The organism is Undibacterium cyanobacteriorum (assembly GCF_031326225.1).
Taxonomy (GTDB): Bacteria; Pseudomonadota; Gammaproteobacteria; order Burkholderiales; family Burkholderiaceae_D; genus Undibacterium; species Undibacterium cyanobacteriorum.
Genome location: NZ_CP133720.1, coordinates 3,656,240 through 3,681,759, shown reverse-complemented (window position 1 = coordinate 3,681,759; position 25,520 = coordinate 3,656,240). Strand labels below are relative to the sequence as shown.

General features: G+C 48.7%; 22 protein-coding genes. 1 reads left to right on the top strand and 21 read right to left on the bottom strand.

Annotation, left to right across the window (positions count from 1 at the left end):
• Positions 1-186: 186 nt before the first annotated feature.
• The 5 genes from RF679_RS15335 to nudB form a co-directional block, all read right to left on the bottom strand.
• Positions 187-1,890, bottom strand: coding sequence for a methyl-accepting chemotaxis protein (locus tag RF679_RS15335; RefSeq protein ID WP_309481498.1), 1,704 nt, complete (start codon positions 1,888-1,890; stop codon positions 187-189).
• A gap of 321 nt (positions 1,891-2,211) precedes the next feature.
• Positions 2,212-2,604: an RNA-binding S4 domain-containing protein gene (locus RF679_RS15330; protein ID WP_309481497.1), complete on the bottom strand. Its 393-nt coding sequence runs from the start codon at positions 2,602-2,604 to the stop codon at positions 2,212-2,214.
• A gap of 72 nt (positions 2,605-2,676) precedes the next feature.
• Positions 2,677-3,840: a cardiolipin synthase ClsB gene (clsB, locus tag RF679_RS15325; protein ID WP_309481496.1), complete on the bottom strand. Its 1,164-nt coding sequence runs from the start codon at positions 3,838-3,840 to the stop codon at positions 2,677-2,679.
• A gap of 61 nt (positions 3,841-3,901) precedes the next feature.
• Positions 3,902-4,720 carry an endonuclease/exonuclease/phosphatase family protein gene (locus RF679_RS15320; RefSeq protein WP_309481495.1) on the bottom strand — a complete coding sequence of 273 codons (819 nt, stop codon included), beginning with the start codon at positions 4,718-4,720 and terminating at the stop codon, positions 3,902-3,904.
• A gap of 50 nt (positions 4,721-4,770) precedes the next feature.
• Entirely contained in the window at positions 4,771-5,226 is a 456-nt protein-coding gene (gene nudB / locus RF679_RS15315) for a dihydroneopterin triphosphate diphosphatase (protein ID WP_309481494.1), read from the bottom strand.
• A 259-nt stretch (positions 5,227-5,485) separates the two neighbouring features.
• Here nudB and RF679_RS15310 point away from each other — a divergent pair, with 259 nt between their 5' ends.
• Positions 5,486-6,550, top strand: coding sequence for a hypothetical protein (locus RF679_RS15310; RefSeq protein ID WP_309481493.1), 1,065 nt, complete (start codon positions 5,486-5,488; stop codon positions 6,548-6,550).
• An 82-nt stretch (positions 6,551-6,632) separates the two neighbouring features.
• On the opposite strand, the gene aspS is transcribed toward RF679_RS15310, so the two are convergent.
• The 16 genes from aspS to RF679_RS15230 form a co-directional block, all read right to left on the bottom strand.
• Positions 6,633-8,435 (bottom strand): aspartate--tRNA ligase, encoded by a 1,803-nt coding sequence (gene aspS, locus RF679_RS15305; RefSeq protein WP_309481492.1) that lies wholly within the window; start codon positions 8,433-8,435, stop codon positions 6,633-6,635.
• A 124-nt stretch (positions 8,436-8,559) separates the two neighbouring features.
• A complete protein-coding gene (locus RF679_RS15300; RefSeq protein ID WP_309481491.1) occupies positions 8,560-9,210 on the bottom strand; it encodes a DUF502 domain-containing protein in 651 nt (216 codons plus the stop codon).
• Between the two features lie 19 nt (positions 9,211-9,229).
• Positions 9,230-9,565, bottom strand: a complete 336-nt coding sequence (locus RF679_RS15295; protein ID WP_309481490.1) for an FmdB family zinc ribbon protein — start codon at positions 9,563-9,565, stop codon at positions 9,230-9,232.
• A 117-nt stretch (positions 9,566-9,682) separates the two neighbouring features.
• Complete coding sequence (locus tag RF679_RS15290; protein ID WP_309481489.1) at positions 9,683-11,113, bottom strand: high affinity choline transporter 1; 1,431 nt, start codon at positions 11,111-11,113, stop codon at positions 9,683-9,685.
• Between the two features lie 167 nt (positions 11,114-11,280).
• Entirely contained in the window at positions 11,281-11,694 is a 414-nt protein-coding gene (locus RF679_RS15285) for a response regulator (protein WP_309481488.1), read from the bottom strand.
• 32 nt (positions 11,695-11,726) lie between these two features.
• A complete protein-coding gene (locus RF679_RS15280; RefSeq protein WP_309481487.1) occupies positions 11,727-16,559 on the bottom strand; it encodes a response regulator in 4,833 nt (1,610 codons plus the stop codon).
• Positions 16,560-16,654: 95 nt separating this feature from the next.
• Positions 16,655-17,806, bottom strand: coding sequence for a methyl-accepting chemotaxis protein (locus RF679_RS15275; RefSeq protein WP_309481486.1), 1,152 nt, complete (start codon positions 17,804-17,806; stop codon positions 16,655-16,657).
• A gap of 247 nt (positions 17,807-18,053) precedes the next feature.
• Positions 18,054-18,704 carry a pyroglutamyl-peptidase I gene (gene pcp, locus RF679_RS15270; protein ID WP_309481485.1) on the bottom strand — a complete coding sequence of 217 codons (651 nt, stop codon included), beginning with the start codon at positions 18,702-18,704 and terminating at the stop codon, positions 18,054-18,056.
• Between the two features lie 11 nt (positions 18,705-18,715).
• Complete coding sequence (locus RF679_RS15265) at positions 18,716-19,696, bottom strand: DUF979 domain-containing protein (protein WP_309481484.1); 981 nt, start codon at positions 19,694-19,696, stop codon at positions 18,716-18,718.
• Complete coding sequence (locus RF679_RS15260) at positions 19,693-20,418, bottom strand: DUF969 domain-containing protein (protein ID WP_309481483.1); 726 nt, start codon at positions 20,416-20,418, stop codon at positions 19,693-19,695. Before RF679_RS15260 ends, RF679_RS15265 begins: the two co-directional genes overlap by 4 nt.
• A 76-nt stretch (positions 20,419-20,494) precedes the next feature.
• Entirely contained in the window at positions 20,495-21,271 is a 777-nt protein-coding gene (gene pxpA / locus RF679_RS15255; RefSeq protein WP_309481482.1) for a 5-oxoprolinase subunit PxpA, read from the bottom strand.
• A gap of 10 nt (positions 21,272-21,281) precedes the next feature.
• Positions 21,282-22,250: a 5-oxoprolinase subunit C family protein gene (locus tag RF679_RS15250; RefSeq protein WP_309481481.1), complete on the bottom strand. Its 969-nt coding sequence runs from the start codon at positions 22,248-22,250 to the stop codon at positions 21,282-21,284.
• A complete protein-coding gene (gene pxpB / locus RF679_RS15245; RefSeq protein ID WP_309481480.1) occupies positions 22,243-22,923 on the bottom strand; it encodes a 5-oxoprolinase subunit PxpB in 681 nt (226 codons plus the stop codon). The genes RF679_RS15250 and pxpB overlap by 8 nt, the downstream gene beginning before the upstream one ends.
• A 33-nt stretch (positions 22,924-22,956) precedes the next feature.
• Positions 22,957-23,691: a DUF6588 family protein gene (locus tag RF679_RS15240; protein WP_309481479.1), complete on the bottom strand. Its 735-nt coding sequence runs from the start codon at positions 23,689-23,691 to the stop codon at positions 22,957-22,959.
• A gap of 107 nt (positions 23,692-23,798) precedes the next feature.
• Complete coding sequence (locus tag RF679_RS15235; RefSeq protein WP_309481478.1) at positions 23,799-24,224, bottom strand: type 2 periplasmic-binding domain-containing protein; 426 nt, start codon at positions 24,222-24,224, stop codon at positions 23,799-23,801.
• A 13-nt stretch (positions 24,225-24,237) separates the two neighbouring features.
• Positions 24,238-25,428: a hypothetical protein gene (locus RF679_RS15230; RefSeq protein WP_309481477.1), complete on the bottom strand. Its 1,191-nt coding sequence runs from the start codon at positions 25,426-25,428 to the stop codon at positions 24,238-24,240.
• Between the last annotated feature and the right edge of the window lie 92 nt (positions 25,429-25,520).

Below are 25,520 nucleotides of genomic sequence, written 5' to 3'. Positions count from 1 at the left end.
TACCTACAAGTCTGTGCATGATTACGACAGTCTCAAAAATTTAGACAAAAACTACTAAATCGAGATTCGCGACAAAGCTTGCTGAACCGTTTTTTTATGATCTTCGAATCCTTGCTTATTTTGAAAATAAAGCGGCAGAGACAACAAAGCCGAGACTAGCTCGGCTTTGCTTTATCTTATCTCGAATTAAAATTCTTCCCAGTCCTGAGTTTCCTGAGCGCTTGCTTTGGCTGGCGTGGCCTTAATCCGAGGCGCTGCGGCAGGTGGCGCACTCCGGCGACTTGGTGCTGGGCTAGGTGCTGGTCTCGCGGTGGCTCTTGGTCGATTAGTCGCGAAATGACTTTGATCTAATTTGAAAACGCTAACCACTTTGACCAAATTTTCAGCCTGCTCTTGCAGCGTCGCTGCTGCTGCAGCAGCTTCTTCCACCAGAGCGGCATTTTGTTGCGTTACGCTATCCATTTGCATGATGGCGTTATTGATTTGATCGACGCCCGAGCTTTGTTCTTGTCCGGCGGCCGTGATTTCGCTAATCATGTCGCTAACTCGTTTGACGCTCTCGACGACTTCTTGCATGGTGCTACCTGCCGTATCCACCAGTCGACTACCTTGGCTGACCTTTTCGACCGAGTCATTAATCAATTCTTTAATTTCTTTCGCTGCGCTAGCAGAACGTTGCGCCAAGCTACGCACCTCGGAGGCCACCACGGCAAAGCCGCGGCCTTGTTCACCCGCACGCGCCGCTTCCACCGCCGCATTCAAAGCCAAAATATTGGTTTGGAAGGCGATGCCATCGATCACACTAATAATGTCGACGATCTTACGTGAGGATTCATTAATGGAATTCATGGTCGTCACGACTTCAGAGACGACGCTGCCACCTTTTTCTGCTACAGCGGTCGCTGATTGCGACAAGATATTCGCCTGACGCGCATTGTCGCTGTTGTGCTTGATGGTGGAAGTGATTTCCTCCATTGAAGAGGCAGTTTCTTCTAAGGAGCTGGCTTGCTCTTCGGTACGTTGTGATAGGTCGAGATTGCCGTTGGCAATCGCCGCTGCGGCATCGTTAATTTGATCGGTGCCAGTGCGCACTTCACCGACAACCTTTAGCAAGCTAGCATTCATTTCTGCGAGTGCTTGAGTCAGTTGGCCGATTTCACATGTGCTACTTGGTACAACTGTCTTGGTTAAATCGCCGTGGGCGATGGATTCTGCCAACTCCACTGCTTCCTGCAATGGCGCAGAGACGATTTTAGCCAACCATAATGCGAGGGTGAGACCAACCAGAATCGCCACAATGATGACGCCGATAACCCATGTTTGTGCACGTTTGTAGGTGGCGCTACTCTCTGCAAATGCTTGTTTGCCACCAGCGATGTGATCATCAACGACTTTGTCGACGAGGTCACGGATTTTCTTGTTTGCTTTGGATGAATCTGTGCGAAGTAAAGCGACGGCGCCAGCGCTGTTTCCTTCGCGTGCTAGGTTACCAATCTTGTTGGAGATTTGAACGTACTCATTGAAAGCGGCCAAAGCATCGTCTAAAACCTGCTTTTCACCGGGCTGATCGGCGTATTTAAGAGAGGCCGTGTGATGTTTCTTGAACTGCTCTATCGCTTCATTAGTGCGATCTTGGTACTTCTTGGCATCGTCGGGATTGTCTGCGGTAGCCAATTGAGCTTCTTGGGAACGCATCCTTGAGATACTTTCCTTCATCCCCATCGCTTCAATCGCGCTCGGCATCCAATCGTTACCGATTTCGTCTGCAGCGCGGTTGACGGTTGCTAGTTGAGATATTGAGAACAAGCCAAGGAATGCCGTTAGCAGTAGGACACCTACAAAGCCGACGATCAATTTTGTGGCAATCTTTAAATCGTAAAACGCCTGCATGTGCTTCTCCTTACGAGGGAAAGTGACTACAGAGAAAAAACCGATTTCCCGCCTTAGCCTACGATCTTGTTTTCAAATGGCGATACTTTCTTTTCTATGAGGACAGAAAAGCCATGCACGTTCTGGTTGACCCAGAGTACTCTCAGTAACATTGAAAACAGAGATGGAAGCCGCCAGCGATTTGCTTACAAAAATTTCATTGAGACAATATATACCGATTCTTGCGAAAGTAAACGGAACAAATCAGTCTAGTTGCAATTCGTTAACATATTGAATAGGGTGAGGGCGAAGTGAAAACAAAGAAACGAAAAGTCTTAGACTTCAATCGAAGTTGAGATGATCGAGTGCGCGGCGCTGTTTTTTGGTCGGGCGACTACTGATGTGGACGCTGGGTTCGACAAAGAGACGTCGATTTTCGGCGCGTTGCTGCCGCTTTTGTTGACTTGCCGCGGTCTCTTCATACAACTGTTGTGCCACAGGAGCTGGGCCACGTACTTCACTGAGACCCTTGACGATCACCGTTGAGACTTGTTCCCCATGATGAATTTCAAGAACATCATTTAATTTAACCATGTGAGCGGGCTTCACCCTTTGCTCATTTTGAAGTACTCGTCCCAATTCGATTGCCTTGGTCGCCAAACTACGCGTTTTGAAAAAACGCGCTGCCCATAGCCATTTGTCGATACGAACGGGGGTGTCGGTCTGGTGTTTCATAAGTATTGTTCAATAAATAAAAAAGGATGGGTTGCTCGCTTGTGCGCGGCTATGCTTCAGTAGTTCAGAAGATTAGCGGTATTGCCCCAAAGTGGCGAGTCTTAAGGCCCAACGATAGAAGGCATAAGCAACGCGATGTTTAAGGCGTTGATGCCAAGCTTGTTTCTCAATCATACCGATTTCGATCTGAACCGCATCGCTGAAGGCTTGTTGCATATGTCCTTCTAATTCTCTGCTAAAGCGTTCATCTTGAATCAGTATATTCGCCTCATGATTCAGAAATAAGCTAAGACCATCAAAATTACTTGATCCTACGGTGCTCCAGTGCCCATCAATGACGGCAATCTTGGCATGCATATGGGTTCGATGATATTCGTAAATTTTGACGCCGTATTTCAGTAATCGAGGGTAGTAAGATTGTGCCACCAAGTCTTGTAATTCAAATTCACCCACACCCAATAAGAGTCGTACATCGACACCGCGGTTGGCTGCATTGATCAAGCCATTTCGTAAGCGCCGTCCTGGGGCAAAATAGGGGTTGGCAAAGTAGGCAGTATTTTTTGCTTTGCCGAGTGCTCGTAAATAGGCCCGCTGAATACTGAAACGATGGCGTAAATTATCGCGAAATACGATCGCCGCATTGTGCCCTTGCTGATTTTGAACCTTGGGCAGGCGTCTGAGTTCTCGCGCTAACAAGAGGCGATTAAGAAAGGCCATCTTGCCGAGCTTATGCCATTGGGCAGTAATCTCTTTGTGTATGCTGAGAACGCACGGTCCTTGAACTTTGACCGCAAAATCCCAGCGCGGATAGGCCAGGCTGCGAGGCTCACCATGATCGGTCACGAAGTCGTCAATTAAGTTAATACCACCGATAAACGCGACCTCCCGATCAAGCACACACAGCTTGCGGTGAGTGCGGGGCAGGCCTCGACGAAACCAGGCATTGAAAATCCGACAGCTCACACCGTTTTGTTGAAATTCGCGTTCCCATGCACTGCATTGTTCATCGCTCGTGCCGACCCAATCCATGATGACCTGAACGCGAACACCGCGTGCTGCGGCGTTCATCAGTGCGGCGGCCACTTCGCGCGCCGTATCATCGCCCGCAAAGATATAGGTTTCCAGAAAAATCTCTTGCTTGGCGTCGGCAATAGCCGCAAGCAAGGCAGGAAAGAAGGCCTCGCCCGTATGGAGCAACTCGAGATGATTACCGCTTTCGTACAGGATTTTGGCCATGCTGGATGATAGTTTTTCAAATGCTGAAGAAAATGCTGAAAAAGCAGAGCATCAGAAAAATTTAAGGAAGTAGTTCAAAGTGATCAACACTTAATTCTACAATCAAAGGCACGTGATCAGATAATTTGGACCATGGTTCACCCCGCATGACATCGGCGCATTCAAGCTTAAAGCCGCGTAAGTAGATACGATCCAAGCTTAAGCAGGGTAAACCAGCGGGAAAGGTTCGCGCATGTTGATGTGGGTTGAGTGGGCGTAAAGCTTGTCGCAGGCCTGCCCGAAGGCGCCCATCGTTGACAGACTTATTGGTTTGTTCGAAGGCTTCAATGACATTGAGCTCTTTGTAGAGCGTATGGCTGAGGCGCTGGCTCCAATCATTGAAGTCTCCAGCAATGATCAAGGGCGCTTTGGCCGGCACTTTTTCCTGTACTTGCTGGATTAGACTTTGAATTTGTCGGCGACGACTTGCGGCAAATAGTCCGAGATGGACAACAAAGCAGTGCACTTCGATTTTGTCGATTTCAACGACCACATGGAGGATGCCGCGCTGCTCGTAGGCATGATCGGAAACGTCCTCGTTATGCCAAGTCTTGATCGGCAATTTGCTGAGTAAGGCATTACCATGATGGCCATGCTCATAGACGGCGTTCATGCCATACACGCTGTGGTGCGTATCGCCTGCAAGAAATTGGTGTTGCGCTTCGCTCGGCCAACTCTCGTGTTTGGCCGCATGATGATCATGTTGTCCTTGCACTTCTTGTAAAAAAACGATATCAGCATCGAGTGATTTGATGGCTTCTCGTAATTCGTGGATACGCGTTTTGCGACCAAAGGCAGTCACACCTTTGTGAATATTGTAGGTCGCGATGCGTAGCTTCATAGAGTGCTTCTCGCTTAGTTTCGGGGGGGCAGGCACACCCCCGTCGTCGATTAGTTCTTACTCAGTATGTGCCTCTGTGGAAGCTGCAAGATGGCTTCCGCGTTGGATGGCGAAAAACAGCGATCGGCGGCTTCAGCGAATGGCAGCCATTGGTACTGAGTGTGTTCACGTGGGGCTAGTGTAACGGAAATTCTGGTGGGTACACAAAGTCCAAAGACATGTTCTTTGTTGTGCGTCACACCGGGCGCATATCGATGACGCCAAACTGGATAAATTTCGTAAATATTGGCGAGCTGCCAGTCGAATAAATCGAAAGTCGATGCATCGATACCTGTTTCTTCGTGTACCTCACGGACTGCGGTGCTGCGTAAGTCCTCTTCTACACTATCTTTGGAACCGGTGACCGATTGCCAAAAGCCGGGGCGATCTGCGCGCTCCAAGAGGAGGACATCACGCTCTGGAGTGTATATAACGACGAGGACTGATTCGGGGATTTTATAGGGCACTTCAGTATCTTTAGTTAGGATAAGCGATTAAAATTGAGCAGAAACCTTGCAGAGCCTCAACTTAGTATGCAAGTTAATCGCTAATTGTATCTGGGTGTATTGAGTGTAGGAAGAACTGTTGATCTTCATTTTCCTGTTCAACTTATTTATTTGGATTCGGTTTATTTTTTTGATCGGAATTGATGTGCGTGCTTTCCTTTTTTTGATTACGGTTTTTGCATTTGCCGGTAGTGCAGCGGCGCAGTTAGCTGCAGAGAATTTGTTGCTGAATGTCCCCGAAAGCTACAAATCCGCGACCAACACGCAGAAAGGCAACGTGATGCTGCAAGAATATATACCAAAGACAGAGTCGCTTTCCGACTGGACCGAAATGCTGTCGGTACAAACGTTCCGTGGATTGAATTTTTCCGCGATAGTGTATCGCGCCAATTTGCAGGCTATGCAAAAAGCAGTATGTTCGAATTACGAAAGTTTGCCGGTCAATGAGGCACTTGAATTCGGTTTTGAAACCACAGTTTGGATACAGACTTGCGAAACTACCAGCAAAACGCAAAAGAACGAAGTAGCAGCCGTAAAAGTAATTCGCGGTAAGGAGGCGATCTATGTGATCCAAAAGATCTTTAGATTTCCCCCTGAACCGGAGAAGATGGAAACGTGGCTGCGAAATCTCAAATCGACACGTCTCTGTGCTGATGGGGTGAACGATAGCGTTTGTTCTCGATTCGGTCGTGCAAAGTCGATCGAAAAGGCGACGGCGGTTACACCGATTTTCGGTGAGTTGTTCGCGATGAGTTTATTACCCCAATTCCGTGAACAAGGTACTCAAACTCGCTCGGATACATTCATACGCTCGATGATTTTAAATACAGACGAGAACGCTTCGTGGACACAGCGAGTACTTTTGATGGGAATCAAACTCACGAGTAAAGAAGAGCCCCAGTTTTCCCGTGAAAAAGTTGTTGCGGTTGCAGAAAGCTTTAAACAAGCATGTCCAAGCAGCTTTTTTGCAAGAGGTTTGAGCACCGGTAAAATTAACTCGGGTCATGAGGTTTATGCGATGCTTACGTCATGTGGGACACATACGATGACCCAATCGAAAGCAGCTACCAGTGAGACAACTTTGGTGCTGGTTATTCGTGGTGATCGGAATTATTATGTATTGCAATGGTCTGAACGCGGGGCGCCAAGTGCCACAGCGCTTGTTCCTGATTTGGAAATGTGGAAGCAGCGCATTACGAAGTTGGGGCCATTTATGATTTGCCCAGAAAAAGAAGGCGAAGGAGCACCTTATCCGAGCTGCTTTAAAACCAGTGGAAATCAATGAGTAAATTCCCCAAGTAAATTAAGTTAAACATAAAAAATGGCAGACCGAAGTCTGCCATTTTTATTGAGTGCTAGAACAAGGTTTATACGACTTTAGCCTCTGTCGCACGCAAACGAATATGCAATTCTTTCAATTGCTTTTCATCGACTTCAGAAGGTGCTTGTGTCAACAAACATTGTGCACGTTGTGTTTTCGGGAAAGCGATCACGTCACGAATCGATTCTGCACCAGTCATCATGGTCACGATACGATCTAAACCGAAAGCCAAACCACCGTGTGGAGGCGCGCCGTATTGCAACGCGTCGAGCAAGAAGCCGAATTTCAATTGCGCTTCTTCTGCACCTATATTCAAGGCACGGAAAACTTTGCTCTGTACATCAGCACGGTGGATACGTACTGAACCACCGCCGAGTTCCCAACCGTTCAAGACCATATCATAGGCCTTGGCGATACACTTACCTGGATCACTTTCCATCAGGTCTTCGTGACCATCTTTTGGTGCTGTAAATGGATGGTGAACCGCAGTCCAACGATTATTCTCTTCATCGTGTTCGAACATTGGGAAGTCGATCACCCACAATGGTTTCCAGACGTCTTCGAACAAGCCATTGGCTTTGCCGAATTCGCTGTGGCCAACTTTCACGCGCAAGGCACCGATCGCATCGTTAACGATTTTAGCTTTGTCGGCACCGAAGAAAATCAAGTCGCCGTCTTTAGCGCCAGTGCGTTCCAAGATTTGCGCCAATGCTGCGTCGTGCAAGTTCTTGACGATAGGCGCTTGTAAGCCGTCACGACCAGCTGCTTTATCGTTGACTTTGATATACGCCAAACCTTTTGCGCCATAGATACGTACGAATTGGTCGTAAGCGTCGATCTCAGAGCGCGGCATGCTACCACCACCTGGGATCAACAAACCAACCACGCGGCCATTTGGCATATTTGCTGCATTCGAGAAGACTTTGAAGTCAACGTCCTTCATGACATCGGTCAATTCTGTAAATTGCAGTTTGACGCGCATATCAGGTTTATCGGAGCCGTAGAGACCCATCGCTTCGGCGAAATCCATTACTGGGAATGGGTTAGGCAAATCGATGTTCAACGTGTTTTTGAAGACGCCGCGGATCATGCCTTCGAACATATCGCGAATTTCTTGTTCGGACATGAAAGAAGTTTCGCAGTCGATCTGGGTAAATTCTGGTTGACGATCAGCGCGCAAATCTTCGTCACGGAAGCACTTGGTGATTTGGTAGTAACGATCGAAGTTCGCCACCATCAACAATTGCTTAAACAATTGTGGAGACTGTGGCAAAGCAAAGAAGTTGCCAGCATTAACGCGCGATGGCACCAAGTAATCACGTGCGCCCTCTGGAGTGGATTTGGTCAACATCGGTGTTTCGATATCGATAAAGCCGTTCGCATCCAAAAACTTACGCACTTCCATCGCGACTTTATAACGCAGACGCAAATTGTTCTGCATTTGTGGACGGCGCAAATCCAAGACGCGGTGAGTCAAACGTGTTGTTTCTGACAGGTTTTCATCATCGAGTTGGAATGGTGGCGTGACCGATGCGTTCAACACTTCGAGTTCGTGGCACAAGACTTCGACCTTGCCCGATTTGAGATTGGTGTTAATTGTGCCATCAGGGCGATTGCGAACTACGCCTGTAATGCGTAAGCAGAATTCATTACGTACCGATTCCGCGACTTTGAACATCTCTGGGCGATCTGGATCACAAACGACTTGCACCAAACCTTCACGGTCGCGCAAATCGATGAAGATCACGCCACCATGATCACGGCGACGATGGACCCAGCCGCACAGGCTGACGGATTGGCCTAATAAGTCCTCAGTAGTAAGGCCGCAGTAGTTGGTACGCATGGACATAATTTCTTACCTGTTTGTGTGAGTTTAAATAATAAAAATTCGGTGTTGCTACTGTGCTTCTTTGGGCTGGGGCGGGGCAGGGGGAGGGGGGTGAAGATGAATCCCGGTGCGTGACGCCCGGGCTTCAATTATTTACATTATTCGTATTGCTTTGTTTGGCAGCGTCTGCTTTTTTTGCTTCCGCAGCCATTTCAGGTGCTACTACACCCATAGAGACCACATATTTGAGCGCCGTATCAACGCTCATATCTAATTCGATGGCATCCTTTTTAGGGATCATCAAAAAATAGCCAGAAGTAGGATTGGGTGTAGTTGGTACGTACACGCTCAAGTATTCGCCATCAAGATGCTTAGCGACTGCGCCACCTGGTTTGCCTGTCAAAAATGCGATGGTCCACGAACCTTCGCGCGGGTATTGAATCAATAAGGCCTTACTGAATGCGTTGCCAGACGAGGAAAACAAAGTGTCGGATACTTGCTTCACACTCGAATAAATCGAGCTGACAATAGGAATGTGGTGTAGCGCTTTTTCGCCGAGGCTGACAATGTATTTACCAACAAAATTTTTTGTCAGCAAACCAGTGACGAAAATAATCAACACCGTCAGCACAGCACCCAAGCCTGGAATTTTGAAGCCGAATAGGTTTTCTGGGCGCCACTGTGCAGGTAGCAAGAGTAGCGATTGATCCATGGTCGAAATTACGGCGTGCAGCACCCAGGCAGTAATCGCCAAGGGGACTAAGATCAGCAAGCCTGTAATGAAATATTTACGCATGGTTCCCATTCAATTTGACTCAGGCCGCTTTGGTTTCGTTGCTCGCGGTGCTGGAGACCGGTGCGGCGCTGCTTGAGCCAGAGTCGGCTGGCGTCGCAGTGGTTTCGGTAGTTTGTTTACTGGCTTCTGCCGTTGCGCCACCAGTTGCACCAGTTGCGCTCGCGCCCGCTGAACCACCACGGAAATCAGTCACATACCAACCGGAGCCCTTTAATTGAAACCCCGCTGCAGTCACTTGTTTCTTAAAACTGGCTTGTTGACATTCAGGACAGACCGTTAGCGGGTCATCCGACATTTTTTGCAAAACATCTTTGGCGAAGCCGCATGCTTCGCAGCGATACGCGTAGATAGGCATTTCAAAAGTCCCAGTAAAAAGCTTGTAAAACGCTGAATTATAATGGTTTTTGAAGGGCTTTTGCAGATTTGTGTGCGATGCCGCAAAAGCCCGTATTTGATTCAGAAAAATGATGTTTTATGCATGTTTTCTGTGGTGCTTGCCGACCACTTGCGGCAATAATGAACCGAGGATCATGCCGGTCAAGCTCATTAAGACACCGACCAATTGCGGTGGCCAGTAGCCTTCTGGTGCAACGACTTCGAGCGTAATCCAAGAAATTAGTCCAAGCGCGATGGATAATTGTGCGCCTTGCGATGTTGCTGGTTTCCAATACAAACCGAAGGTGAGCGGAACGAAAGCGGCAACTAAAGTCACTTTGTAAGCATTTTCGACCATTTTGTAGATACTTGCCTCAGTGTTCATGGCAAATAAGGTCACAATCGCCGTGAACACGAGCACCACAATACGCATCATGAACAAGAATTGACGATCACTTTGATGCTTGAAGAGTGGCTTCAAAATGTTTTCGGAGAATGTCACCGATGGCGCCAGCAATGTTGCACTAGCGCAGCTCTTGATCGCCGATAACAAGGCACCAAAGAACATAACTTGCGCCAATAATGGCATTTTTGTCATGATCAACGTCGGCAAGATCATTTGTGGATCAGTGCCGATCAAGCTTTCCACCATCTTAGGATCGATCAAAGTTGCCGAGTAAGCTAGGAACATCGGGATAAAGGCGAACACGAAATACAAGCTACCACCTAAGACCGCAGAGTTGGCCGCCGCATTTTCGGAGTGGGCGGAAGCGACGCGTTGGAATACGTCTTGTTGTGGAATCGAACCCAGCATCATGGTGATCCAAGCGGCGAAGAACCACAGTACTTCACGCGAAGTAGGGGCCGGCCAGAACTCCATTTTGCCAGCCTGTACCGCATGCTCTACGACATGACTTGCGCCGCCAACCATGCCCGAAACTTCCCAACCCATGTACAGCATACCGATCATGATGATGATCATTTGCAAGAAGTCAGTGATCGCGACTGACCACATGCCACCCATCAAGGTGTAGATCAGGACGCTGCCAGCACCGATCAACATACCGGTGTTCATGTCGATCGCACCGCCAGAAACGACGCTAAAAACAAGCCCTAATGCTTTGATTTGGGCGGCAACCCAACCGAGGTAAGAGACCACAATACAAAGGGAAACCAAGACCTCGACGGTACGACCATATTTGTTGCGATAGTAATCACCAATCGTCAACAAATTCATTTTGTAGAGCGGGCGGGCAAAAAAGAGACCGACAAAGATCAAACAAAGTGATGATCCGAACGGATCTGCAACAACACCTTTCAAACCTTCTTTGACAAAGGTTGAAGAAATTCCCAAAACCGTCTCGGAACCGAACCAAGTTGCGAATACCGTCGCAGTGACGATATACATCGGTAAAGAGCGACCAGCGACGGCGAAGTCTTTAGAGTTGTTCACATACCTCGCGGCATACAAGCCGATACCCACCGAAATAATCCAATACAAAACGACTAACCAAAGCAGAATATTCATGGTCGCAGAAGTAATAAAAAGGAAAAGGAAGAAAAAATGCCCGCGTTAAAGTGCGGGCATTATAAGACAATGTGAAGAGATTTCACGGCCTTTGGCGGCAAAGCTGCAAGGTTTCCCCGCAGTTTGGCGCCTACGGGCTAAAAAAGCGGTATTTTGGTGTAATCACTCTATTGATTTTGCAACATTTGGTCGATTTTCTCGGCGATATCTCGTTTGTTAACGGGTTTTTCTATGTTTCCAAGGAAATTTTGTCGCGAGAGTTGTGCCACCAATGAAGCCGAGTATAAGACGCGCGAGCCTTGTCCCGACATCAGAATCACTCCACCGTAGAATTTACGCTCACCCATGGCTTTCATGAATTCGAAACCATCAATGTCCGGCATTTGGATATCACACAGCAGAAGGTCAGGCTTTTGTCCGGCGGAGTCGAAAGCCTTCAGGCCTGCTTTGCCGCCGTTGGCAGTAATGACGCGCGAGATACCCAAATCATTGAGCAAGTCGGATACGAAATCGACTTGAAATTCATCATCATCAACAATCAATACGCTGAGATTTTGGTACTTAGGGTTGGTATTGCTCATAGCGGCCTATCCTTAAAAAATGATTAACGACTTTACATCTCGCCTGAAGTGGAACGTAAATTCTCTCTCCGCATTTTTTTCTCCCAGTCGATTTTCCATTCTATGAATTGGTCGGGCGGCATCGGCTGCGCAACGAAGTAACCCTGCACTTCATCGCAACCCGACTCCGCAATCAGGTCCCAATCCTGTTGTGTTTCCACCCCTTCTGCGACCAAGTTAAGATGGAAGATTTTTCCGAGCTGAATACTTGAGCTCAAAATCGCACGTGCTGCTTCGTCTTGGACTGCACCATTGACGAAGGCACGATCAATCTTCAATTCAGTAAACGGCAATTGTTTTAAGTTTTCCATGGTGGAAAAGCCGGTGCCAAAGTCATCAATTGATAAGCCAAAGCCCTTCAGGCGCAGGCGTGTCAAAATTTCTAGACTGACGGTAAGATTTTCCATCAAGCGAGTTTCGGTCAACTCGAGAATGAATTGCGAAGGGCGTACACCAACCGCTTGTACAATCGATTCAAATTCTTCCGGTAAGTTGAGTTGATTCAAATTATCCATGGAGACATTCACCGCCAACTTCAATTGATGGCCTAGGTTGTACCACTTCCTGAGTTGGGCTGCGCTCTTTTCAAGGATGACCTTGGTCATCACATCGATCAGTCCGTGAGTCTCAAGCACGGAGATAAAGGCTGCTGGGCCGAGCAAGCCACGCACTGGGTGGCGCCAACGGGCGAGGCATTCGGCGCCGATCACTCGTTTGGTTGCAATCGAAATCTTCGGTTGGTAGAACACTTCAACACAATCGTCGGCAAAACCTTTTTGTAGCTCTTGCAAGGACAGTACAGCGACTTTTGACATGCGATGATGTTCAACAGTCGAGGGGGCTTGTTTGGCTAAAGCTTCTAGCATCTCACCTTCGTTTAAGGGTTTGCGAATCGAGGCAAGAAGTTGCAGGCCATAAGCTTTGACAAGATTCTCAGCCGCCTTCATCACGCTACGGTCAACCGAACTCAGGATGACGACGCCGCCACTGAAATTATGTTCGGCGGCAAAACGCAGGAAACTAATGCCATCCATGCCTGGCATGTTCAGGTCGCAGATGATGATATCGGGTTCGTAAGTTCGTACCACTGCCAAGGCTTGATTGCCATCGGTGCAGGTCGAAATGTGGGTAATGCCGAACTTGCGCAAGCTCGTGCACACAATTTCCATATCGATGCGATCATCTTCTAAGACCACCACGTGCAGGTTGGGTTTGAGTTTGATTGGTGTAGGGGCGCGTTCAGTCTCGACTTTGCTTGGCTCTGTTTTGGTGATAACGTTTGCTGGGGGATCAACTGGGTTGAGGTATGCTGCGATTTCTTTTTCGATGATACCTAACATCGGTTCCAGCTGTTCGAGAATGCGATCTGCATCTTCAAGACTACCACCAGATTTCAATTGCTCCAGAGCGTGGCATAGATCGGCGAACTTACCAGCGCCAACCGTACGCGCACTGGATTTCAATCGATGTCCTAGTGCGCATAGTCCCGCCAGATCATCCGCTGCACGTGCCTCTTTGATTTCCAGCATGCTGCGTTGGGCGGAATCGAGAAATTTGAGTGCGAATTTTCCGATTTTATCGGGGGCATTACCGACTAAACCAGCTAACACGGACAGATCGATGGAGAGATTAGGCAGTACTGGCACTTCAGCTTGTTCGCTGATCTCTTCGGGTAAAACGATTTCGTCGGTGTGATCACTAATCCAACGCAGGATGGTGGCATACAGAATATCAGGTGCGAATGGCTTAGGAATAAAATCGTTCATGCCAGCGGACAGGCAATGAATTCGATCCTCATTCATAGCATTGGCGGTGATTGCAATGATGGGTAATTGTGCATACTTGGGATTGGCACGGATACGACGGGTCGCTTCCAAGCCATCCATGATAGGCATTTGAATGTCCATCAATACACAATCGAAATCATTATCAAAAATGGCGTTGACCGCCTGTTGTCCATCACCCGCAACGCTGACTAAACATTTCGAAGACTCAAGTAATTCGGTACCAACTTGTTGATTAAATTCATTATCGTCAACTAGGAGCACTCTGACTGGATGATCGGTTTGATTAACACGTTTGAGGCGAGCCAGCGGATTTTGTTGAGATCCTGTGACGGTTTTCTCAATCACATGGCCTTTGCTTTGCTCCAGCATCGCGGTGAACCAGAATGTACTGCCCACACCAGGCTGACTTTGCACCCCGACTTCGCCCCCCATCAAAATGGCGAGTTGTTTGCTGATCGCTAGCCCCAGCCCAGTGCCGCCATATTTGCGGGTGGTTGAACTATCGGCCTGCTCGAACGATTGAAAGAGTTTTGCTTGCTGCTCTGGCGTCATACCGATGCCAGGGTCTTCCACTTCAAAACGAACCAACCAACCACTGGGCGTGTCTTGTACTTTGCTGGCGCGCACTTTAATTTCACCTTGTTCGGTGAACTTAATGGCATTGTTGGTGTAGTTAATGAGGATTTGACTCAGCCGATGTGGATCGCCATGCATGTGCATTGGGACATCGGACGCGATGTTGACTGACAAACTGAGGCGACGACCTGCCACTTTGGTGTTCATGATCGTCAACAATTTGTTCATCAGTTCTTCAAGACTAAAATCAACGCCTTCAATGGTCATCTTTCCTGCTTCGATCTTCGAGAAATCGAGGATGTCATCGACAATATGAAGCAGGTGTTGACCTGATAAATGGATTTTCTGTAGGTAGTCGCGAATCTTAGGATCGGTGGCGCTTGTTAATGCCAAATAGGTCATGCCGAGTACACCATTCATCGGTGTTCGGATTTCGTGACTCATATTGGCGATGAAGTTGCTCTTGGCGCGATTGGCAGCTTCAGCAAGTTGTCGCGCAACTGCCAGTTCTTGGGTACGACTTTCGACTAATTCTTCTAAATGATGGCGATGTTTATCAAGCTCTTCCGCCAGCTTTTTCTTTTCATTGATATCTTCTTGGGTCGAGACGAAGTGAGTGATCGTTCCATCACTTTGGCGTAGCGGCGAAATCGTGGCATATTCCACTGACAGGCTGCCATCTTTCCGTTTATTGATCAATTCACCTTTCCAGGTGTCACCGGCGCGTATCGTTTTCCAGAGCGTGGCGAAGACGTCTTTTGGCGTTCTTCCGGAATTTAAAATATTCGGATAGCGACCAATAATCTCGGCTTTTTCGTAACCAGATTTAGTGACGAAGGTTTGATTGACGTATTCTATTTTCCCAATCACATCGGTGATGATGATCGCTTCAGTACTTTGTTCGACGGCTTGCGACAATTGATTAAGTTGCGCTTCATTAGTGAGGCGTTGTGTGATGTCTTGAACTTGCGTGACAAAGTTGACTGGTACACCGAACGCATCTCGCACTAAAGAGACGTTCAGTTGTAGCCAAACTAAAGTCGAATCTTTATGGTAATAGCGCTTGTGAACCTCGTAGTTTTCGATTTCGCCTTTAAGAAGCTGTTGCGCTTGCTGTTTGTCCGCGTTGACGTCATCGGGATGAGTAAATTTGCGCCAATCTTGCTTCAATAGTTCGTCTTCACTGTAACCGAACATGTTGCAGAGGACGCGATTGACACGTAGGACTTTGCCCTCGATATCAATCAGGGCCATGCCGATCGGTGAATTGCTAAACGCTTGTTCAATACGTGCGTGGTTGAGCCGCCGTTCTTCTTCAGAACGTTTACGCTCTGTGATGTCTTGCACCGTTCCCGTTAAACGTTTGATGTGACCACGAGCGTCTCGTTGTTTGCGCCCCGTCTTGGCCCAGATATTGCGAATGCTGCCATCGGGAAGCACGATGCGATATTCAAAAGGCTCGTAATGTTCGCGATCTTCGAATGCCTCTTTACAAGTGACGATAACAGCTGCTTGATCTTCAGGGACCACGGTGTGCTGTATCATCTGCATGATATCGCCATCGAACTCGCATGGGTCTCGTTGCCAAATACGCTTCATCTCCTCAGACCAACTTATACGGTTGGTCAAAGAATCCCAAACCCAATGTCCAACATGCGAAGACTTTTCTGCTTCTAACAGGTCATGCGCACTCTGCTGTAGAGCTTCGAGTGTGTTTTTACGCTCTGTGATGTCACGTGTAATGCCGATGAAATGTGTGAGTTGCCCTTGATCATCGAAGGCCGGTGTAATCGACAATTCATTCCAAAACATCGATTCATCTTTGCGATAATTGAGAATTTCGCCAAAGTATGATTGTCCGTTTTGAATGGCCTCGCGAATCGCTTGGCGACTCGCCGGGCTGGTCGCTGGCCCTTGTAAAATCCGGCAGGTCAAACCAACGATATCGGCTGAGCTATAGCCGGTTTGATCGGTAAACGCTTGGTTAATCGAGACAATTTTTTGATCTGGTGTGGTAATGATCACGCCTTGTGAAATCGCCTTGAGCGCTAAGTCACTAATTTGTAAACGCTGCTCTGCCTGATGTTTGTACAACGCCATTTCGATCACAGCGCGCAGCTCTTGATCGGAAAAGGGTTTGACGATGTAGCCAAAGGCATTCGCCTGTGTAGCACGTTTGAAATCGGATTCCGATTTATTGCCAGTTAAGAAGACTACTGGGAGCGTAAGTTGCGCTCGAATTTGTTCGGCCGCGGTAATGCCATCCATCGCTCCTGCAAGCTGGATATCCATTAGAATTAGGTCGGGACGCAACTCGGTTGCCATCTCGACCGCATCTTCACCACGTGCGGTTTGTCCGATGGTCTGGTAGCCGAACAGCTCGAGCTTGAGCTGAATAAAGATCGCGACCAATTCGTCGTCTTCAACGATAAGGATGCGCGGTTTTTTGGGCGTTTCTAACACAAACAGCTCCAATATCCTCAAAAAGATTGAATGCCAGTCTTACTTGCTGCAAAGATGCGTGACTCTTGTGTTGCTGGTGTTGATATTCTGCTGTGCTAGAAGAAAGTGATTTCAGATTCGTTATTGGATGCAGCCGCACCACGTGTGCCATGATTTTGGTGTTCGTCATGCATGGTGTAGGTATTCTGTAACTCTTCGAGCCAAGTCGAGGTATCTGGTAGGGTTCCGCGGTCGAGTTCCGCTGCCGTTTTCTGAAGCTTGGCGATGTCACGCATGACAACCTGCAAAATTTGACTAATCCTATCTTGGAACTGCAAGGTTACTAGGAGGTCTTCGATGTCACTGCGAATCACGTTGCCATGGTGTCGCATTTCTTCGGCCGCATCGCCCATGGTCTCAACGTGCGAAAGAACATCCCGTACGACCGCTCCAGATACTTCCAATACTCTCTTATCTTGAATGGCGGAGCGATCTGCTGCAGAAAGTGCAACCTTCATGACTTGCGAGATATGCTCGACCCTTTCCGCCATACGTTTGCCGGTTTCTGCAGAGAGGTGCGAGAGTTTTCTGACTTCATCTGCAACTACGGCAAATCCTCGACCTTGGATACCGACACGAGCTGCTTCGATTGCTGCATTAATCGCTAGTAGGTTCGTTTGCGCCGCGATTTGGCCGACTTCGTGTGCCATGCTATTCATATCTGCAGTGGACTTGGCAAGGTCCCGAATACAGTTGAGCAAGTCATCTTTGCTGTCGATCATTTGCGAGAGCGAGTTGATGACAGGGGCTAACTCTTTTTTGCAAAGCTGAAGCAGAGTGATGGTGGCGTCTGAATTTTTTGATGTGTTGAGTTCGATATTGCTGACTCCACCGAAACCTGCTTTGTCAAATTCACTAACCATCGACGAAAAACTGAGAATGAGCTGGTGAACCGACTGTTCCGAATGAGTTTTGACGGTCTCAACGTGTGAATTCCAAAGTGGAAGAATGTTCTGTAATAATTCACTAAGACGATGAGCGAGTTCTGCATCGCGCTGCAGATTTGTATCGTCGCCTTCTAGACTGGCTTGTACAGCGAAACTGCGTAGTAAGGTAGCTACGAGTAAAACCGTGGCGATGGCGACCACAAAGAACAAGGAAAAACTGAGTAGGCTGGCTTGTTGCCAAGCGAGCATGAAAGAAAGGAGGCAGATAAGACCTCCTGTGACATACGCAAAAACTGGTCGCCGAAAAAAATCATTTTGCATGTTACCCATCCTAATTGATGTGTTCAGCAAGTCCGCTGCGTGCATTGGCGTCGCGATGGTACTTGCGTGCTTTCGATTTACTTCTACAATCTTGCTGCTGCGTCGCGTCACTCTGTGGCGAGGGAAACAGCGACGGGTGTGTCAAAAGATTTTAAACAAGTTTTTGCAGCAGACACAGGAAAATACGTTCATTTGGGAAATAAGTTTCCAAAAAACATCACTTTTTTTACTTACATGTAAATTAACACTAGCTTAGTGTTCCGTCTGCGAAATGCAGATCTTGACCTTGCTCAAGGCAGGTTTCGATGGCTTTATCGAGAGCGCTCACCAAGGTGTCGAGTGACATGCTTGGAGCGCCCGGATGCGCAATGGCTTGTTCCGGCAAATAAGGAATGTGGATAAATCCTGCGCGCCAAATTTGTTCGTTGCGAGCGGCGTAATGCATCAGTCCATAAAACAGGTGATTGCAAACATAGGTGCCCGCAGTATTCGAAACATGCGCAGGAATTCCAGATTGGCGCAAGCAATGCACGATGGCTTTGATTGGGAGAGTGCTGAAGTAAGCGGCTTGACCATGTGCTTCGATGGGACGATCAATCGGTTGTTGACCTCGATTATCAGGGATGCGTGCATCATCCATGTTGATAGCGACGCGTTCGAGGCTGATCTCAGCGCGACCACCCGCTTGCCCGACACACAGCACAATGTCACATTGATGTCGTTCGATTAAGCTGACTAGTTCTTCTGTGGCACGATGAAATTCACAAGGCAATTCTGCAACGAAGATGGGGCTTCCGTTGTTGCTTAGTTTACCTTCAAATTGACGAACTGCCTGCCATGAGGGGTTCGTTGTTTCGTTGTTAAATGGCGCAAAGCCAGTGAGGAGAATACGAGCCATAGGCATTTTTTTTAAACGATGAAGATCATGAGAACGATATTGCAGACTAACACGCCAAGCGCGGTTGGAATTTGATATCGAATAATCTTGTACTTGTCTTTCAGTTCTAACAATGCGGCAGGCACGATATTGAAATTGGCGGCCATCGGCGTCATGAGCGTTCCGCAATAACCAGATAACATCCCAAGAGCAAGTAAAGGTGCTGGTTTCGCGCCATGTCCGAGGATTAGAAAAGGCAGCGCGATCCCTGCTGCCATCACTGGAAATGCCGCAAAAGCATTCCCCATAATCATGGTGAAAATCGCCATACCAAGCGCATAAATGATGATTAGCGCAGTGCGACTCTCAGGATTGACCATTGCACTGACCAAACTTTGGATAGAGCCTCCCGTTTTGGCGACCACGAACACGCCGCCGAGCATGGCTAACATCATGGGGAGGATGAGTGCCCATCCAACTGCGTCGACTAAGCGTCTCGCCTCGCGTACGGCCGTGAACGGATGCGCCTTAGTGGTCCAGCATGCGAAGGTCAAGCTCAGAGCGCAAGCCAGTGCAAGACAGGCTAGCGTGAGATTCTTTGGGTCAAGCAAAGGCATTTGACCGACGGTGATGTTCTTGCCGAATAGGGTTAAGAGGACGGTAATAATAGGAATAAAAACTGCGGGTAAAAACAAGCGATTGCCGAGTCGTTCGGCGTGCTCATTTTTCTCGGCACTGAGGTCAATGACTTGCCCTCCGCTTCCGAGCAGATTGAAGCCAGCGAATAAGGCTAGCAGCATCACGATGCCACCGATGATGCGATAGGTAAGTGCTTTACCGAGTCCCCACAGCATCAAGTCAGCAAACAGAAAGCCGACACTAAATAGAGACCAGAAGAGGGCGGTAGTCCAGCGCTTTGGGTTGCTGGCATCGGCGGCGTTCATGACGCCGACCGATAACAGCAGCGCGCCGACCAAGTAAAACACCACATCAATGCTGATGAAGCTGTTCATGCCTGCACCTCTTTTGGGGCGGCGTTGGTCTCACGATGGACGACAATCTCTTTGGCAATTTGCCCGTCCAACAATGCCAAGCGGAACAGGTGAATGGTCAGCGCGCAGATCGCCGTGGGGATCGCCCACAAACCGATATGTAGCGGTTCAACATTCGTAATGCCATTCTCTTTCAAAAAGTTCGTCATCAGCAGTACCGCGCCAAATGCGATAAAGATATCTTCGCCAAAGAAGAGCGCGACATTGTCGACGGCAGCAGCATGTGCTGCGATCTTTTCGCGTAAGTCTTGAGGTAGGTCGCCGTATTGGTGTGCAGCGGCGCCCTCTGCCATGGGAGCCAGCAATGGGCGTACCGTTTGTGCGTGGCCCCCGAGGCTAGTGAGACCCAGTGCACACGTGAATTGCCGTACCACCAAATACAGCATCAAAATACGTCCCGTGGTGGCGCTGCGAATACTGCGTATCCAGGCCTGAGCGCGCTCTTTTAGACCGAATCTTTCTAGAAGAGCGATGACGGGAAAAATCAAAATCACGGAGGCGATTTGGCGGCTATTCATAAATTTTTCGCCAAAGGTTTCGAGCAACGTGAGAAAGTCCATGCCGACTGCTAGACCTGTCACTACACCAGCGGCGATGACGACGAGCAGTGGATTAAAACGGAAAGCGAACCCAAACACGATAATGGGTATGCCGATCAGGGGTAGCAAGATATGCGCATCCATGTTGTGTCTCCTCAAGTGCTTTCAATATTTTCTTGGTGCGTTATTCGTGGTCGGAGTGACCGGATTTTGAACGGGTTCATTTGGTCGATTCATCGTGTTGATGGTGCGGTGCGATCCTGACACCCATTATGAGTATCGCTTCTCGAACCTGTTTGAGCACATTGAATGCTTCGATACCATCGCCATGAACGCAAATACTATCGGCAGATACTGGCACCAGAACTTTGTTTATGCTTAGGATTTGACCTTCGCGTACGAGGCGGATGCACTGAGCGACGGCAAGGTCGGGTGATTCCAGTACCGCACCAAGTTCGGTCCGTGGTACTAAGCTCGCATCACTACGATAGGCACGATCGGCGAAGGCTTCTTCAATTACGTTGATGCCAGCCAAACGCGCACGTCTGGCCAAAGGGCTCGCCGCCAGTACCATTAAATGTAGGCTGGGATCGATCTCCTGCACCAGGCGAATCACGAGCTCACCGAGTTCAGTGTCAAACGCTGCTTGATTGTAGAGCGCACCATGTGGCTTGATATGACTTAGCTTTTGGCCCAGCGAGTCGGCTACATTTTGCAAGGATTCAACTTGACGCTTCAACTCAGGTAAAAGTTGTTCTGCAGGGATGGACATGAGTTTGCGACCAAAATTTTCTCGATCTGGATAGCTTGGGTGCGCTCCGATGGCGACGCCAGCTTCTTGGGCGATAGATACGGCGGTGCGCATCGTTTGCAGGTCACCGGCGTGCCCGCCACAAGCGATATTGGCTGAACTGACCAAAGACAGCATTTGCGCATCATACAAACCACCTTCGCCGAGGTCAGCGTTTAAATCAATGGATGTTCGAGCTTGCACCATCGTCGAACTCCTAAGCGTAGCGCTGTAGCTGTTGTGTAATCAATTGTAGATCACGCCTTGCTTGGCATGCCAATTCGCGTGCAGTGCTGAGTTCAGTACGGATAAAACAGAAACTCTTACCGATCGGAGTTTGCGCTATTTTCCATAGATCCGCTTCAATCACACAGGCAATGCGGGGATAGCCGCCAGTAGTTTGGGCGTCGGCAAGTAACACAATCGGTTGTCCATTCGGTGGCACTTGTATCATGCCTGGCGTGACTCCGTGAGAGAACAATTCTTGTTTGCTGTGGCGGTCTAAGCGATTGCCTTGCAAGCGAAATCCCATGCGATTGCTTTGGTTGGTGACGGTCCAAGCATGATGCCAAAAATCGTGCTGGGCTTTTTTGCTAAATTGCTGGAATTCCGGCCCGACCACGGCGCGAATTTCTGGTGTCCATTTACGTTGTTGGACACCGATGCTTTTGATTTTTTTAGTTGATGGCGTGGGTAAAGACCCGCTCTCAAATAGAGAAAGGATATCGCCTTTTCTCAATGCGCGACCATGCATGCCGCCAAAGTGTGCTTGCAAATCGGTGGCGCGCGCACCGAGGATGATGGGTACATCGATCCCTCCCTCGAGGGCTAAGTAGGCGCGGCATTCGCGGCGTGGACCATGTAGCGTGAGTACTTGATTTTCATGCGCCTGATATCGCCAGCCTGGTGCAACGGGTTTGCCATCGAGCTGGCCGCCGAAATCAGCTCCGCTCAAGGCGAACCAAGTTGTTTGTCGAAATCGCAGCGCGAAGGGGCCGACACTAACTTCGATGCCAGCGGCATCAACGGGGTTATGCAGCAAGGTGTTGGCCAACATTAAGGCGGGTACGTCGAGTGCTCCGGCTTGGCAAATACCCAAATGGCGATGCCCAAAGCGCCCTAGATCTTGTATTGTGCTTTGAATACCTGCCTGTAAGACCTCGATCTGAGGTGATGACTCAAACATCGCAGCTCTCCACGGAAAAGCGCACCAGATCGCCCGGCATCAGTAAGCTTGGAGCCGCGAGGCTAGGATCGAATAAAGTGATCGAGGTCCAAGCAATCAGTTGCCAACCACCAGGGCTTTGACTTGGGTAAATCCCCGTTTGGCTACCACCAATGCCGACCGATCCTGCTGGTACAAGTAAGCGAGGTTCGGCGCGACGTGGGCAAGTCAAACGTTGCGGGAGTCCGCCCATGTAAGCAAAGCCGGGTTGGAAACCGAGGAAATAAACGGTGTAGTGGGCTTCGCTATGCAGGCGCACGACTTCGTGTGGACTCAGTTCAGCATGCTCCGCCACCACCTGAAGATCGGGACCGTGATCACCACCGTAATGGGTAGGAATGACAATTCTACGTTGCTGAAAATTCGTCGCTTTTGCCTCATTCCAATGTTGGCGTAAACGGCTTAGCCATAGTTCGCCCTCATCTTGGCTAGGGTCAAAAATCACCGTCAGATTATTCATGCCCGGTACGATGTCGCGGCAACTATATTGCTGACGCAATTGCTGTGCAAGATGCCAGATTTTTCGCTGAAGATCGAGATCCGGAGTGGTGTAGTTCAAACCTCTTTCTGGACGTGCTTGTAGGCAAGCACAGGTTTCGCCAACTAACTCAAAATGGATCTCAAGCTTGGACATCGTATCGATTACCTCATGTGCGCGATCATCGTTCTACCAGCGAAAACCTAGTTTGACACTGACCGTTTGATTGCTCTCGATACGATCAAGTTCGCCCGCTACATTAAACAGGCCAAAGTTCGCGTTGACACCAGCGAAGACTTTGCTCGCAGTCGGTGATTGCGCTTGCAATGAGCCGACACGCGGCGTCACTTTGCCCCAGACGCGTCCAACGCCTGCATACGGTGTCACCATCAAGAAGCCTTTGGAAACGACCAACTCGAGGCTCTTTGAATTAAAGTCTAATTGATCGACACCGGACAATTTGCTGTACGCAGCGCGCACACCGAGCGCTGGCGTCGCGGCACTGCCTTCGAGTAATGCATAACGCGCTTCGAAGCCCATTAACTTAATGTCAGAGTCAGGCACACTGACCATGGAGGCGCCAACATCAATATTGAAGGGAAGTCCTTTAGTGATATGAAGTTTTGGCATGGGAAGGGTGCTGATATCTGCACCTGCTTTTTGCCACACTTGGTTATTGTTCAGCGATGTGAAACTGACTTCAGCTCCGAGATCAAAACCGGTAATTCCCAAAGGAGTCGCGGGAGTAATCGCTTTGTAGCTGCCGGCAGCAGAGAAATCTTTGGCGAGTTGATTGAATTCGCTTTGATTGAGATTTTTGAGATTTTTGAAGTCGGTAGCGGCAGAAGCGCTCGAAGCAATCATACTTAGACCGAATGCAGAGAGCAGGGCAAGTCGACAAGGAGAAAAGAGAGAAATATTCATGTAGTCCCTAGCTAGGCAAACAAGTAAAGCGTAGATTCTACCTTGCTTGCTTCGCTATGGGGACAGTTGCAACATGAATTTAAGTGAGGTACATAGCCTCAGCTTGATCAGTCGATTTCTAAAATGACTTTGACGCTTGAATCAACGGCACTCTTTTCGATATAACCGACAGCATCAGGACTCGCGGCGATCAATTTTTTCACCTCCGCAGTACTGGGGGCTTCTTTTGGTGGCGCTGCTTTGCCTGAAAACACCAAGCGAGCCCAAATAGCTTTGACTTGTGAGGGAGTTTTGTCTGCCACTTTACTGTAAAAGTTTTTGCGTAGGTCGGAAGCCTCCCCTTGATCTACCAAAACTGGAGCACCAGCTCCTGGAAGTTGGGTCGACTTCCCCAAAAATAGCGCTGCAGCTTGCTCTTTGTTGAGTGAAGTAGCAGGGCTCTTGGCACTGACCACCACCGCGATCTGCGCTTGCGCCGTTCCGATCAGACTGACGCAAGTGACACTGAGTAGGAGTTTGAAGAAAGTTTTCATGATGATCTCCTATTCAAAATACGCGATCATAACTGACGCGGAACACGGTTGCGTTACCGCCGAAATTCTTGGTGATATCGGTGTGCCGATCAATTTGGGCTTTCACCGCACTGCTAGCGTCGATATCGTATTTCAGTGTCAGGGAGAGACGCTTGTAGGACTGTGGAGCATATTTTGTTTCGTCACTTGTCGACTCTTTATACTGCGCGTAGTTCAGAAAAGGGGTCCAGTCGCCTAAATGTACACCAGCTCCTATTGTCATCGCGGGAGCTTTATAGGAATAGCCGTCTGCGTTGAATTTTCGTTCAAGTTGTGTGAACTCACTTAAGATAAACCATTGGTCCAGGTCCAAGTTCATCGCAAGGCCGAAGGCACTCAGCTTGGCGCTATCGTTGATGCTCAAGTCTGGGACTTTCGTGTTTGCGGTTGAGTTCATGTACACGCCGCGAACGGTCAATGCGCCGTGACTAATTTCGACATCACCGCCAACGATGCTTTTCCATGAGACTTCCGATTTGTTCGGGTAGTAAAGTTGCAAATAGCGCGGATCTTTCACTGTCTCAGCACCACCAAAGAAACTGGCACTGACATTAGTGTCGCCGAAACTATCGGTATAGCGAAGGCTACCGCCGTTGTAGTTGGTGACTTCCCAACCGTATAATTCAGGTGGCGGTGAGACCCAAGGATAAGACAAACCAATATCTTGAAAATCAGAATAGTAGTAAAGCGGGATGCGTTTGCGCCCTAATTGCAGTTCCCAATGTTTGTTCAATTTGTAACCACCGTATGCCCACTGCACGTTGGGTGTGGAGTCTGTGCCACGTACTACGATCTGGCCTACTAAACTGAGATCTGCCGTCGGTTTGTAATTGAGCTGGATGCCTGCGCGAGATTCAGGTTTCAGAGAAAAATTGTCGCGATAGACACCGGCATTTCCCCAATCAGCTGTGTAGCATGGGCATTTATCGCTCAGGATAGAAACCCCATCTTTGTCACCGCTAACCACCTTACCACCGACCACTGAAACAAAGCCTGTGACTTTGAAATCACTGCTAGCCTCTTGTGCAAAGGCGGGAAGGTTAGCGCCACAGAGCAATCCGAGGCCCAATAAACCAAGCTTGGTAAAACGAGCGAAAGTCGGTCGCTGGAGTGGAGTATCCGGTTGAGAGCTAAGGTGCATGAAGCAAGAACGGATCAGCATCATTATGTTTCTCCTTTTCTATGAAAGCACTGGGCGTTTGAATAAGACACTCTGATGCTCGACAACGAAGGATTGGGGCCGCATATGTTGATCAA

What these genes read in the sequence shown, in the direction of transcription:
- RF679_RS15335 (WP_309481498.1), bottom strand. Translation starts at nt 1,890, where the DNA reads ATGCAGGCGTTTTACGATTTAAAGATTGCCACAAAATTGATCGTCGGC.
- RF679_RS15330 (WP_309481497.1), bottom strand. Translation starts at nt 2,604, where the DNA reads ATGAAACACCAGACCGACACCCCCGTTCGTATCGACAAATGGCTATGG.
- clsB (WP_309481496.1), bottom strand. Translation starts at nt 3,840, where the DNA reads ATGGCCAAAATCCTGTACGAAAGCGGTAATCATCTCGAGTTGCTCCAT.
- RF679_RS15320 (WP_309481495.1), bottom strand. Translation starts at nt 4,720, where the DNA reads ATGAAGCTACGCATCGCGACCTACAATATTCACAAAGGTGTGACTGCC.
- aspS (WP_309481492.1), bottom strand. Translation starts at nt 8,435, where the DNA reads ATGTCCATGCGTACCAACTACTGCGGCCTTACTACTGAGGACTTATTA.
- RF679_RS15300 (WP_309481491.1), bottom strand. Translation starts at nt 9,210, where the DNA reads ATGCGTAAATATTTCATTACAGGCTTGCTGATCTTAGTCCCCTTGGCG.
- RF679_RS15295 (WP_309481490.1), bottom strand. Translation starts at nt 9,565, where the DNA reads ATGCCTATCTACGCGTATCGCTGCGAAGCATGCGGCTTCGCCAAAGAT.
- RF679_RS15290 (WP_309481489.1), bottom strand. Translation starts at nt 11,113, where the DNA reads ATGAATATTCTGCTTTGGTTAGTCGTTTTGTATTGGATTATTTCGGTG.
- RF679_RS15285 (WP_309481488.1), bottom strand. Translation starts at nt 11,694, where the DNA reads ATGAGCAATACCAACCCTAAGTACCAAAATCTCAGCGTATTGATTGTT.
- RF679_RS15275 (WP_309481486.1), bottom strand. Translation starts at nt 17,806, where the DNA reads ATGCAAAATGATTTTTTTCGGCGACCAGTTTTTGCGTATGTCACAGGA.
- pcp (WP_309481485.1), bottom strand. Translation starts at nt 18,704, where the DNA reads ATGGCTCGTATTCTCCTCACTGGCTTTGCGCCATTTAACAACGAAACA.
- RF679_RS15265 (WP_309481484.1), bottom strand. Translation starts at nt 19,696, where the DNA reads ATGAACAGCTTCATCAGCATTGATGTGGTGTTTTACTTGGTCGGCGCG.
- RF679_RS15260 (WP_309481483.1), bottom strand. Translation starts at nt 20,418, where the DNA reads ATGGATGCGCATATCTTGCTACCCCTGATCGGCATACCCATTATCGTG.
- pxpA (WP_309481482.1), bottom strand. Translation starts at nt 21,271, where the DNA reads ATGGTGCAAGCTCGAACATCCATTGATTTAAACGCTGACCTCGGCGAA.
- RF679_RS15250 (WP_309481481.1), bottom strand. Translation starts at nt 22,250, where the DNA reads ATGTTTGAGTCATCACCTCAGATCGAGGTCTTACAGGCAGGTATTCAA.
- pxpB (WP_309481480.1), bottom strand. Translation starts at nt 22,923, where the DNA reads ATGTCCAAGCTTGAGATCCATTTTGAGTTAGTTGGCGAAACCTGTGCT.
- RF679_RS15240 (WP_309481479.1), bottom strand. Translation starts at nt 23,691, where the DNA reads ATGAATATTTCTCTCTTTTCTCCTTGTCGACTTGCCCTGCTCTCTGCA.
- RF679_RS15235 (WP_309481478.1), bottom strand. Translation starts at nt 24,224, where the DNA reads ATGAAAACTTTCTTCAAACTCCTACTCAGTGTCACTTGCGTCAGTCTG.
- RF679_RS15230 (WP_309481477.1), bottom strand. Translation starts at nt 25,428, where the DNA reads ATGATGCTGATCCGTTCTTGCTTCATGCACCTTAGCTCTCAACCGGAT.